The organism is Brevibacillus sp. DP1.3A (assembly GCF_013284245.2).
GTDB lineage: Bacteria > Bacillota > Bacilli > Brevibacillales > Brevibacillaceae > Brevibacillus.
Genome location: NZ_CP085876.1, coordinates 6,458,802 through 6,470,775, shown reverse-complemented (window position 1 = coordinate 6,470,775; position 11,974 = coordinate 6,458,802). Strand labels below are relative to the sequence as shown.

The following is an 11,974-nucleotide window of genomic DNA, read 5'->3' as shown; positions in this document are numbered from 1 at the left end:
ATATCAAAGATGAGTCAATTGCCAAATTGCCCAAAATGTCATTCAGAATACACGTACGAAGATGGAAGCTCCTTGGTATGCCCGGAATGCAGCCATGAGTGGACGCTCCAAGCAGGCAACGATAATGGTGAAGATAACAAGGTCATCAAGGATGCGAATGGAAACGTCTTGAATGATGGCGACACGGTAACCGTCATTAAAGACCTCAAAGTAAAAGGGACTTCATTGGTTGTGAAAATCGGGACAAAAGTAAAAAACATTCGCCTGATTGATGGGGACCATGATATTGATTGTAAAATCGATGGTTTTGGCGCGATGAAGTTAAAATCGGAGTTTGTGAAAAAGGTGTAAGCTGGGGAATGTGATGGACAAGAAAAAGCTGACTGCATGGTAGATTGCAGTCAGCTTTTTTCGTAAAGGCAAGGTTTTGTTAGGTGAGACGATGAATGGACCAGACGATGCCTTCGCCCCCTCCACCTAAATTGAGGTTGATGGTCAATCCATTGGCAACATAGAACAAACCAAGTGTATCACCTGCATAGAGTTGAACGTCACCCGCGAGCGTGACAGTTCCTGTCCCCAGAATGGCTCTTAATGTGAGTACGAGCGCAATGTTTATGTTGAGAACAGGGAAATCACCGATAATGAGATTTGTTGCAGTAGGGGTGATTCTCTGGACTTCAAATGCAGGGGTGATTCCAGGGCCTAAATTAACGGTAATGGCCGCGGTCGTTTCATAGTTAATGGTTGCTTTTATGGCGTAAGTTCCGGTTGCAGGTACTGTGTAAGTGCCAGTTACAGGATTAAAACTTGGGCTGCCATAATAGGGGCTCGCTGTTGACCAGTTAACTAATTGGGAAGATGCGTTAAGGGTCACAGTTGATAAGAAGCCAGAGAAGTTTTCAGTGGTGAAAGCAGGTCCAGTAGCGCCAGTGGCTCCGGTAGCGCCAGTTTCTCCGGTGGCACCCGTCGCCCCAGTCGCCCCAGTCGGTCCAGTAATCCCCGTCGCACCTGTTTCCCCGGTAGCACCCGTCACACTAATGCCTGTGGCCCCTGTCGTGCCCGTAGCTCCAGTAATACCAACGCCAGTCGATCCTGTAGCCCCCGTTATGCCACCTGTGCTGTTGGATGGAACAGACAGGATGTTGTCCAGTTTCGATTGCAAGAGCATATCTTTTTTTGCAACGTCTTGCAAGGTTTGGCGAACGCTTGCATTCACCAGAAGGAGATCGCTTACCGAAGCAGGAACAGTCAAGCCTGGTAGTGTACCAATGGCATATTGCAATTTTTCTGCTTCTGCATAAATAATATGCCCGAGGCTGAGCTCTTCGATGGCGATGGAAGTAAGGAGGAGATTGATAGCATCGTCTCTCGTTACAGTAATGGTGGGAGTAATATTGGGAATATTGGCTTGAGACATGGCATTCATCCTTCCTGTTACATTCAAAAACTCATCACTATGCTATGAGGCTTTATCTGTGCGCGTGCCTGGCTGTCTCCAGATTGACTTTTGGGTTAACCGGCAAGCACCGTGCTCATCAAAAAATAGACCACCATTGCTTATGGCATTTGTACATTCACCCACAGGGTGGGTAACTTTTTCATGATCACGAGGGGTGTCAGGTCAGAGATTCAAAATACTTTTTGTTGTAGAGGATGCTAGGGTGGGTTGGGTTGTATAAGTAGGCAACATCATTGTGGTGACGTGATTTCTCGTTATCCCCCATTTGGGAATAGCACAAGCAGAGTTGCAGATGAGGTAGCCACGTCCAGGAAACGTGGTCGATGTGTGCGAGCTTTTCAGCAGGTCGCTCTACTTTTGTTGCGAGATCATACCAAAAAATGGCGAGCGGCCAATTTTTATCTTCGACATGAAAGGCTCCGATCTGGCAGCACGCTTCAGCCCGTGGGCGACCGTAGTTGAACGTACGATATAGCGACGACAAAACATTTTGTCTCTCATAGAGGTGGGAATAGCAACTCGCCAACTTCAAGCAAGCGTTAATGTTGTCTTCTACCCAGCCTTGTTGGGTGTTCAGGAATTTCGTGTAAAAAGTAATGGCCTCTTCATGATACTGATTGTCGCGTAATTCATTCGCATAATAGTACAAGTCCCGTGGCGAGAATTCTTCCCCTTTAGCATCCCTGCGGCGATAGATTTGCAGATTGCGGTCTGTGTATTCCTTTTGCTTGTTATGCGTGATGGATATGTCACTGTTGATGACGTTTCCGCTTACTTCCAAATACTCATGGACGGGTCCAATCCAGCGAAAACCGCGGTCGCGTTTTACGAGGCGATTACGGCGAATGCTGTATGCCACATTCCCATTGCTGTCTACAGAAAGGTTGTAGTTCATCGTGATACTGTCGATGCAGTAATTCAACGTAAACTTCAACTCGCGGAAGAGCTGACGGTCTTTTTCCAGAAGGATATCGTCTGCATCTAGCCACAAAATATAGGGGCATGTTGCCTTGCTGAACGCATAGTTGCGTGCGGCTGAAAAATCATCAATCCACTCGAAATCATAAATGGTGCAGCCATAGTTGGACGCAATTTCTTTCGTGCGGTCTGTTGAACCCGTGTCGACGATAATGATTTCATCGACGAGATCCACAACGGTGGAGAGGCAACGCTCCAGAGCGTCTTCTTCATTTTTGACGATTATGCATAAACTGATTGAAATCTGATTCGTTTTCCCCGCTGTCATGCCATTTTTTTTGCGATACTCACTCACTCCTGCCAGATCCGACTGACGGTAGATGTGATACCCAGGAAGGTGCGTATCTACATGCAAAGAAAAGCCCATAGCTACAGCCCGAACGCAAAAATGCCGATCTTCTCCCCAGAACGACAAGTTCGCTATTCGTTTAAAGCTGACGCCTGCCTCCAAGACCTTTCGATGGATTAACGTGCATGCACCGAGGCCTCCTACCTCATAGACACCCGGTTTACGCAGCATCTCTAAAAAGCTCTGGTTCTCCGCTGATTCGGACGCGCCTTCGCGTGTCAACGTGTATTGATCCATCAGCCAAACTTGAGGAAGCTCAATTGAATCAGGCTGCCAACGTGTCCAGTAGATGTTGGAGATAATATCTTTATTGGCTTGAAGCAGCTGTTGCAGGGTGTGAGGGTGTAAAACGAGATCGGAATCGATCAAAAATAAGTAATCGAAACCCTCTTTGAGCGCATAGGAGATAATCGTATCTTTCATTTGCGCTACTTTCCAAATATTTCGTTCCGTCCAATAATGGGTCATTTCATTTCGGACATACGTATCATCGTCTGTGTTTTTGAGGATGACGGTTCGTTTGTTCTCCTGCTGGAAATCAGCCAAGAGTGTACTGGATAGGGGGTCTTTGTTATCGTCAATGAACATGTAATGAACCAGTTCATTTTTGGTAGTCAGCGCCGTGAGGGATTGAAGGAATTCCTCCAAAATGATCGGGAATTGCTGAATGGGACTCCCGATTAAAATACGGTTTTTACCCATGGTACACCCCCAGATATAGCCTTTGTTTAAGTGGTTGCCGCAGGTTTGCTGAATAGCAGTAAACCATTGTCCACTTTTGCGACAATGCGGTTCTCTTGCTGTAACTCTTTTAAGTAAGAGCGGGTAATCGAAGTAGTCAAACTGTAGCGATGCAAGTCATCTTCAAACTCATACTTTTTTATGACTTTTTGGACTAATTGTTCCAAAGTGCTTGGCTGCTCATGAATCAATGCTTCAAGAAAAGCGGAGGTGTCTTTCATAAGGGTGAGATGCTTGTTAATTAAACCTGTGACTGTCTTATAGGGTCCGCCATGGTAAAGCACATAAGCGTTTAATTTCATCTTCGAGAGCTTCTTGAAGCTTCTTCTGGCAGCCTTCAGATCATTAAAAAAAAGGAGATCCTGCTTGTTCAATGTTTTGGAACCAAACAAGGCATCGCCGCAGTAAAGGACATGATCAGGGGTAATAATGCCGACCATTCCCGGCGAATGTCCAGGTAAGGAGACGATTTTGAATGGAATGGTATCGACGTGAAAGATACCATCGGTGGATGGAAGATAATCCGTTACGAGCGCACGTGTATTCTCTTTGTTTTCATCAGGCTTCGTATCAGACCCTCCACCTGCGTCGAAAACCAAAGGCTCGAGATGCGGATTTTCGATGATATAGGATGCCAGATGTGTCGCATAGATGCGAAGGTTGGGGAACCTTTTTTTCAAATAGGGATTGCCACCGTGGTTAACAGCGTGACCATGTGTATGAACAACGGCAAGGATTTGATACCCTCGATCGCTGATTCTCGTGCATACTTTCTCGATGACCGTGGCATTCGGTCCGCTATCAATGCAAACAGCGGTTTTGCTGGATCTATCCAAATAGACTCCGATCCCGTATTTACCGGAGACCACATAACTGTTGCCGGCCACTTCGATCAATTCCAAACGATCCATATCCCTTACTCCTTCATTAGATTCAGGTTCATATGTGGATGACCTTGGTGACATTGCCGATACGTACCTTTACGGAGTTCGGTACAAAGGGAGGCTTTGTAGGTGCAGACACTCGCTTAGCGAGCATTTTTTTCTGGCTACGCACTTTTACCACGTTTGTTACAGGCTTGGGACGCTTGGATTTGCTTTTGTTTTTATCAGGAGTAGGGACGGAGGCGGCCTGTGCTAATAATGGGGGGGTTGGACGTACTGATTTCCGATTGTTGGCTGTATCGATGCGTGCGTTGTTTGCGAGCAATGGAGGGGTTGGGGCAGGCATAGGTGGAACTAGCTGTACAGGTTCGTCATCTGGAAAATCTCCTTCTAGCTCCAATTGCATTGGCTCGTCGTAGGGGGAATCCTCTTCCGGTTCTATCGGGTAAAAAGCTAGTAATTGCCGCAGATGATTTTCTATCAACGTGGCGATTTGTTTATGTGGAAACCTCCATGTCTTTACCAATTCCGATAACTGGGCAATCGCAGCAAGGACATGTGTGTACATTTCACTAGTGGGATGGAGGGGGTTATGCGATTCAAAAAGGAAGCTGTGAGCAATTTGCTTATTATGTATGTGGGTATGCAGTCTGACGAGCAGGTTGATCATCGTTGATATTTGGTAGCCAAACAGCGTCAGTTCGTAATCTTTGGCATGATGAAAGCGGGATTCCAATCCTTTGACCAACTGGACGATGGAATAGGTCAGCTTTAGAACGGTTTGGTCATCGATACCTCTGTTCTTCATGGCAATTGACCTCGAATTCCTGAAATGATCAATCGTTAATAGTCGATGGTGAAGTCGTCATCCAATTCATCCCCGAAATCGGCTTCTTTCATCTCAAAATTTGATTTAAGCGCCACAGGGTACATATGGATGGCCGCATCCAGCTTTTTTAACAACAGCCACTCAGCCATCAGCACTGAATCCAGAATCGAAATGACTGTACGATTAAAGGTGATGATCTCATCATTAGACGGGGTGTTGGGGAAGTCCAGATTTTTACCAACGAAAGCAAGGGCTTTGTCAGCTTCAGCATTTAACAATCTGGACAAGGCTTCTTCCTCTAGGGCAATCGATTGCAGCAAATGACTCAAAGCTTCTTCGCGCGTAGGCACATCATTTGATGGAACTTTATCCCGTAAGGTCATCATCATCCCTCTTCAATAAAATTATGATCCTATGAAAAGCAGTGTAAGGAGTGAGGGCTATTCTTCAAAGGCATGGAAGGTCGGGTAAGTCAGGTAAGTCATTGTGCTGATGATCATAATTATTATGCATCTGCTCCAGCTTGATAATATCCTCCAGCCTGAATTGTAGGAGCATCTCGGTCTTGATGACATTACGCAGCATTCGTTCTACGCTGTTGTTTAAGGCAAGCGCATCATTGAGCGAGAGGCATTGCTCCTTCACGATCTTTTGGATCTTTTCCCCCTCTGTATTAATAATGTGAGAAAGTCCGATTTCCTCCAGCGCAATGGAGGTGAGAAGCAGATTTAATACTTCGTTGCGTTTCAATATGATTTCCGGTGTTATATTGGGGATCGTGGGCATTGACATCGTTAACCACATCCTTTGTTTGTATGACTTTGTATACAAAATAAGACTTGCCCGAAATAGAAGGCGATCTGCTTCCCTTTATTTGCACAGAACGCCTTCAGGCAAGCTTCTTACAACGTACTTAAAAACGATAGGATCGTCACAGGATCGCGTTACTGATAGTGAATAAATGGAAACTTCCTCGCAGTACATGTTATGTAACCGCGATCTTAATATGACAACTTAATCGTATTCATTCGATAAGGAAGTAGAGGTGCTCGGGATAATGCTAACCAGATTTTCCAACTTGAATTGCAAGAGCATTTCTTTTTTGATGACATCTTGCAGCGTTCTGCGAACACTGTTGTGAACGGCAAGAATGTCAGAGATGGTGGGAACGACCTCAGGTGTAATCCCCGATGTACCTACCACAAACTGGAGTTTTTCTGCCTCTGCATTCATAATATTCACCAAAGCCAATTCTTCCAGAGCAATAGATGTCAGCAGTAAAGATACCGATTGCTCAATCGTAACGGAAATCGTTGGGGTAATGTTAGGGATGGTAGGTTGAGACATGAGATCACCTCTTTGAAGTAATGGGTAACTAGTTTACTCGTTTGGCCTATCGCTTACTTCTAAACGTGTGATCGCTAGCAAATCCCCCCTTCGTTTTAACTACGGTAAGTGTATGCATAGGTGTGTGTCCCACTGAACTGTTTATTTGTACACATGCGCATAGGAGCGGGGAAAAGGAAAAGCCCGGATCGATTGACCCGAGTCAGTGGTATTGTGATAGTTTCCATACGAATGAGGCCTATTTAACACGAAGGAATCTATGGAAGAAGATTATCCACGATATTTTCCAATTTGAATTGCAGAAGCATTTCTTTTTTGATGACATCTTGTATCGTTTGACGAACGCTTGCATTGACGAGAAGGATGTCGGAGAGTGTTGCGGCTGGTTGAAGCCCTGGATCAAGGGTACCTAAAACAAATTGGATCTTTTCAGCCTCGGCGTTCAGAATGTGAGCCAAAGCCAGTTCTTCTAAAGCGATGGATGCAAGCAATAGCGAAGTGGTTTGGCCTAGGGTAATCGAGATAACCGGCGTAATATTAGGGATCGATGCTTGAGACATGATCATCACCTCATGGATTTAGTGATATTTTTGGTTCCCTGGAGCCTTACCAATACCCAGCGACGATTTCCGGCAATCTCTCGAAAAAGTTCTTCATAGTGATAGATTTTTCCGAGATGAGCCAGAAAGGGATAGTGATCAAAATCATCTACGAGAATAAGCGCATCTGGTTTGAGAGTGGCAACAAATAGTGGATAGGCAAGAGAGCGACCGTTGCCATGCGGACCGTCTACAACCATGACATCTACTGAATGACCGGAAAGCGATAGTTGGTCCAAATCGGCGTAAAAGGCATTTTGAATAGAAAAATGATCAAATTGATTCTCAGGAACACGCTGTCCGATGGCGGGCCACAAGCTCCTGCTCTCTGCTGGATTGTCGAAGACCTTGTTCCATTCCTCTTCGGATAGTTGCTTCAAAGAGCTAGTCACCAATGCGACATGCGGTACATCACCTAGACTCTCCGTGATTTCCTTTGCACGAATCGGATGATGCTCCACAATGGTTGCTTGGACCCGGAGCAGCTCAAGCTCGCCAAGTGCTTTCCAAAACAGAGCGGAGTCACCTCCACCGAACTGAAGCACCTGGCACTCCTCATTTTCATGTTTGATATGACGGCATGCATGTACGAGGGCCTGTTTGCTCAACGTGAGTGAGTTGTATCGCCAGTGATTACAATTGGGCTGCTGCAAAGCCTTTTCGATATCGCGAATGATCATCCTCATTCCACCCATTCCAACAGATTGGGATGTTGATCCAAGATCGATTCATACTGTTCCTTCCAGCCATATCGGGCGTCGGGGTCGAGGAGCTGATAGCGGTTGTATTTGTTTTGTCTGTCTTCGAGTCGGGCCCAGCCAAAATGTTTCACGCGTGATGGATGGCACAGGTAAGGGAACTGGTTGATCGAGAGAGGGAATCTGCCGCAATGCTGTGGGGTTTCCCTCCATACATATGGGAAGTCAGGGCGGTATTTGATCATAAAAGGACGGTAGTAATGATGGGCTTTCCAATACACTTCTTCGCGATAATGCGTCTCGCTCCACATATCGTACAAACGAAAGTAGATCGCCTCGTGTGTCTGTTGTTCCAAAATCTCGGAAACTTTTGAGGGGAAGGAGCTATCCATGATTTCATCGGCGTCCAGATTCAAAATCCATCCCGGATCAGTCTGGATCGTTTCTTGCCATTGTTGTTTGCGCAAGGCGACCTCGTTGGAAAACTGAGAGGTAGCGTTTTGAACCAGATGAAGAGGAATGCCCTTGAGAACCTCTCTACAGAGATCCACGGTATGATCGATACTGCCATCGTCGATGATGACGGCTGCGTCAATAAAGTCTTTATGTGCTTCCAACACTCGTCTCAAATACCGATTGCCTTCATTTTTCACAATCATAGAAAGAGTCAGTTTGGCTCTGGTCATCTACGTACTGCACCTCCTGCCTATTCGAAATTTTGTTACGGATGGCAGGTTAGGCTTGTCGTGTGGCAATGCAGAAGATTTCATGGCCTTGGAAGGTCGACTGGAGGTTCACGGCTAGCTTCATGATGTCCTGGATCGGTAAAGGTGTTTGCGTGGTCTTGCGCAGATGGTTTTCCAAGCGGTTCGTTTCTTCTCGAGAAAAGATGGAGAGAACCTCCCAGCCACCTTGATGAAGCAGTGAGATCAGATTGTCACGGGAGTAATGAAAGAGGTGGTCATTCTCGGTATACAGCGGGGAATACACCCCAAACAATTTATTGGTGAACGAGTTTTTGTTCGGCACGCTAAAAATGATCTTTCCTCCTGGTTTAAGAAACCCCTTCAATTCTTCAAGGTATTGCTTCGGATGCGAAATATGCTCAAAGACGTGACAAAAAACAATGGCATCAAACGTACCAATGTGTTCGGGGGCGAGAACGGAGGAGTTCCATAACGAATGAACCAGTTGTAGCCCATACCGGTCTTGGGCGTATGCGCATGATTGGTGCGACGGCTCCACCCCAACAACCTCCCACCCAGCCTCACGAGCAAGGAATAACAACTCTCCTGTTCCTGGACCAATTTCGAGCAACTTCCCTTTTTCCGAAAACCACATATCGAGCAGCAATGTATGGAAGATCGCATGTTCCGTAAATGTATTTTTGGCGTATTGATCACGCATGGAAACCCAACTCGCATCATAAATGTTTGCAACCAGCTGTGTCACGTTGACCTGATCGAGGTGAGGTTGAAAAACGAGATCACAATCTTTGCACGTAAGTAGCGAGAAGGTAGTGTACTGGTGGAAAAGCGCAACCTGAGCGCTGTTGCACAAAGGGCATGAGTCATGCATGGATACGATCCCTGCTTTCTTTGTGATATCTGCCTACAACTACCTATGCGCTGCTCCAGCAAATAGTTCGAAAACCAAGGAAATGGCGCCGTTCTGAAAGGAGCAGTCCGCTCATAGAGTAAAGGGGGGATAGACTACGATCTCATTGATGTGTGTAAAAGGAGATGAGTAGCATGTCTGAGGCGCCCAAAATTTCCTTATGTATGATTGTAAAAAACGAAGAAGAGTGCCTTCACAAGTGCTTGGAAAGCGTGAAAGATCTTGTGGATGAAATGATTATCGTAGACACGGGAAGTACCGACAAAACGGTAGAGATAGGCAAGTCATTCGGAGCGGTCGTGCACTCGTATGAGTGGCAGGATAACTTCGCAGAAGCACGAAACTTTGGACTGGAAAAGGCAACGGGCGACTGGATTTTGTGGATGGATGCCGATGAGGAAATGAATAAGGAAGACAGCACGAAATTGAAAGAACTGCTTCGCAGTCAAGAAGATTCTCTTTTTTATATTCATCTAATAAATTACATTGGAGATGAAATAAATGAAGACGATGCTTTTCATATCGCTCACTCACGTTTGTTTCGCAATGGCATCGGTTTTCGCTTCCATTTTCCCATCCATGAAACGCTCAACGTAGAAGAGGTCCTTCCCAATCTGACCGAAGATCTCCACATTCAAATCTTGCCTGTACGGATATACCATTACGGCTACATGAATGAATTTACTGGCAGAAAGAACAAATTCGAGCGCAATATTGGGCTACTCATGAAGGAATTGGAAAAAGAGGACCACTCTCCATGGATTGAGTATCATCTTGCCAGTGAATTCTCACGTATCCAGGAGCATGAGAAAACGTTCAAGTTCGTGAATCTGTCTATTATCGGGTTTCTCGAAAACCATATGATGCCTCCTTCGCTTCTTTATAAGCTCAAGTACTCTACGTTGATCTCGATCGGCAGTGCTGAGGGAGCGTGGCCAGGAATTGAAAAGGCAATCGAGATTTATCCTGACTACGTTGATTTGCATTTGTACAAAGGGATCATTCAGTATTTGAAAAACGACTATAAACGAGCATTGATGACGTTCGATCACTGTTTGGAGCTAGGAGAGAGCAACATTCGTCATCTGACCTTGAAGGGATCGGGAAGTTTTCACGCCTGGTATTACAAAGGGCTTTGCTACGAAGGCTTGGGTCACGTGGATGAGGCTGTGGCAGCTTATCAGACGGCGTTGGAGATGGCGGAGAATCATGCGCTTGCCAAGGAAGCATTAGAGAAGCTGAGCTCGGCGACTGAAGTAAGTCATACGCCAAACAACAAATAGCATCGTGGCGAAAAGCCGTTTACGTCGATAGTTCAGGCGTAACGGCTTTTTTTCGTAATGGCAGAGCATGAACAAAATGACGTTAATCACGTTTATTGCGCTAAAAGGTTTAATAAGCACAATGTTTCATTTGCGGCTGCGGATTGTTACAATAAAAAACGCAATTAATCGGTAATAATAATCATTATCAATTACATCAAGTGAGGGACAAAAGATGAAGCGAACAAACGGAATGAAACGTCTCGGTCATATGCTTTGGACGCTTGCACTGGCAGGTACGGTATTACTGACCGGGTGCGGCAGCGCAGAGCAAAAACAGCCAGCAGCAGGTCAAGATAGTGCGCAAACCGCACAAAAGCGCATCGTGAAACACGAGCTGGGCGAAACGGAAATTACCGGAGACCCGAAAAGAGTCGTCGCGTTGGAGTACTCCTTTGTAGACGGACTATGGGAGCTGGGAGTGACGCCTGTAGGAATCGCGCAGGAGAAGGATAAGGACGTAGAAGGACTGATCGGCAAAAAAATCGAGTATACTCCTGTTGGGACACGCCAGCAGCCGAGTCTGGAAGTCATCAGCTCGTTGCAGCCAGATTTGATTATCGGTGATTTGAATCGCCACAAGGACATATACAAGGATTTGCAAAAAATCGCACCGACGATCATTTTGAAAAGCCGCAACTCGACGTATCAGGAAAACTTGAGCTCGTTTGCCACGATTGGGGAAGCGCTGAACAAGCAAAAAGAAGCAGAACAACGCCTGATCAAGCACAAGGAGATCATCGCAGAGTTTAAGAAGAGGGTACCGGCTGGGGATTCCCGCAATGTCATGCTGGGAGTATTCCGCGCAGATTCGCTGTCTGCACATGGTTCGAAATCGTTTGATGGCGAATTGCTCGAAATGATTGGAATCAAAAATGCGATTCAGGATGCGGCAGAACCAACGGTAAAAATCAGTCTGGAGCAAATGGTGCAGTGGGACCCAGATGTGATTTTCCTGGCGGAAGCCGACGACGCGCTGTTGAACGAGTGGAAGCAAAATCCGCTCTGGAACAATATCACCGCAGTCAAAAATCAGGAAGTACACAAAGTAAATCGTGACCTCTGGACGCGCTATCGCGGATTGAAATCTGCGGAACGCATTGTGGAAGAGGCAGTAAATCTCTTGTATAGCAAGGAAAAATAACATA

General features: G+C 45.9%; 14 protein-coding genes. 3 read left to right on the top strand and 11 right to left on the bottom strand.

Features of this window, described 5'->3' with window-relative positions; genetic code table 11:
- The first annotated feature begins 9 nt into the window (after positions 1-9).
- On the top strand, positions 10-351 hold the full coding sequence (locus HP399_RS29920; RefSeq protein WP_007720328.1) for a zinc ribbon domain-containing protein YjdM: 342 nt from the start codon (positions 10-12) through the stop codon (positions 349-351).
- Between the two features lie 79 nt (positions 352-430).
- Here HP399_RS29920 and HP399_RS29915 read toward each other — a convergent pair whose 3' ends face one another.
- The 11 genes from HP399_RS29915 to HP399_RS29865 all read right to left on the bottom strand — a co-directional run bounded on the left by HP399_RS29915 (position 431) and on the right by HP399_RS29865 (position 9,465).
- The gene (locus HP399_RS29915) at positions 431-1,420 is read right to left on the bottom strand and encodes an alpha-helical endospore appendage domain-containing protein (RefSeq protein ID WP_173620444.1); all 990 of its coding nucleotides are present in this window, start codon (positions 1,418-1,420) and stop codon (positions 431-433) included.
- 199 nt (positions 1,421-1,619) lie between these two features.
- Entirely contained in the window at positions 1,620-3,491 is a 1,872-nt protein-coding gene (locus tag HP399_RS29910; protein ID WP_173620445.1) for a glycosyltransferase, read from the bottom strand.
- Positions 3,492-3,517: 26 nt separating this feature from the next.
- Positions 3,518-4,441, bottom strand: coding sequence for an MBL fold metallo-hydrolase (locus HP399_RS29905; protein ID WP_173620446.1), 924 nt, complete (start codon positions 4,439-4,441; stop codon positions 3,518-3,520).
- 28 nt (positions 4,442-4,469) lie between these two features.
- The gene (locus HP399_RS29900) at positions 4,470-5,222 is read right to left on the bottom strand and encodes a hypothetical protein (protein ID WP_173620447.1); all 753 of its coding nucleotides are present in this window, start codon (positions 5,220-5,222) and stop codon (positions 4,470-4,472) included.
- 35 nt (positions 5,223-5,257) lie between these two features.
- Positions 5,258-5,626 carry an alpha-helical endospore appendage domain-containing protein gene (locus HP399_RS29895; RefSeq protein WP_007720338.1) on the bottom strand — a complete coding sequence of 123 codons (369 nt, stop codon included), beginning with the start codon at positions 5,624-5,626 and terminating at the stop codon, positions 5,258-5,260.
- A gap of 64 nt (positions 5,627-5,690) precedes the next feature.
- Entirely contained in the window at positions 5,691-6,035 is a 345-nt protein-coding gene (locus tag HP399_RS29890; protein WP_173620448.1) for an alpha-helical endospore appendage domain-containing protein, read from the bottom strand.
- A gap of 222 nt (positions 6,036-6,257) precedes the next feature.
- A complete protein-coding gene (locus tag HP399_RS29885; RefSeq protein ID WP_173620449.1) occupies positions 6,258-6,590 on the bottom strand; it encodes an alpha-helical endospore appendage domain-containing protein in 333 nt (110 codons plus the stop codon).
- A gap of 257 nt (positions 6,591-6,847) precedes the next feature.
- On the bottom strand, positions 6,848-7,150 hold the full coding sequence (locus HP399_RS29880) for an alpha-helical endospore appendage domain-containing protein (protein ID WP_173620450.1): 303 nt from the start codon (positions 7,148-7,150) through the stop codon (positions 6,848-6,850).
- Positions 7,151-7,155: 5 nt separating this feature from the next.
- The gene (locus HP399_RS29875; RefSeq protein WP_173620451.1) at positions 7,156-7,869 is read right to left on the bottom strand and encodes a hypothetical protein; all 714 of its coding nucleotides are present in this window, start codon (positions 7,867-7,869) and stop codon (positions 7,156-7,158) included.
- A 2-nt stretch (positions 7,870-7,871) separates the two neighbouring features.
- Positions 7,872-8,573, bottom strand: coding sequence for a glycosyltransferase (locus HP399_RS29870; protein ID WP_173620452.1), 702 nt, complete (start codon positions 8,571-8,573; stop codon positions 7,872-7,874).
- Positions 8,574-8,622: 49 nt separating this feature from the next.
- A complete protein-coding gene (locus tag HP399_RS29865; protein WP_228088414.1) occupies positions 8,623-9,465 on the bottom strand; it encodes a class I SAM-dependent methyltransferase in 843 nt (280 codons plus the stop codon).
- Positions 9,466-9,638: 173 nt separating this feature from the next.
- Here HP399_RS29865 and HP399_RS29860 point away from each other — a divergent pair, with 173 nt between their 5' ends.
- Together HP399_RS29860 and HP399_RS29855 are read left to right on the top strand one after the other, a co-directional pair.
- Positions 9,639-10,787, top strand: a complete 1,149-nt coding sequence (locus HP399_RS29860; protein ID WP_173620453.1) for a glycosyltransferase — start codon at positions 9,639-9,641, stop codon at positions 10,785-10,787.
- Between the two features lie 214 nt (positions 10,788-11,001).
- Entirely contained in the window at positions 11,002-11,970 is a 969-nt protein-coding gene (locus tag HP399_RS29855) for an ABC transporter substrate-binding protein (RefSeq protein ID WP_173620454.1), read from the top strand.
- The last annotated feature ends 4 nt before the right edge of the window (positions 11,971-11,974 follow it).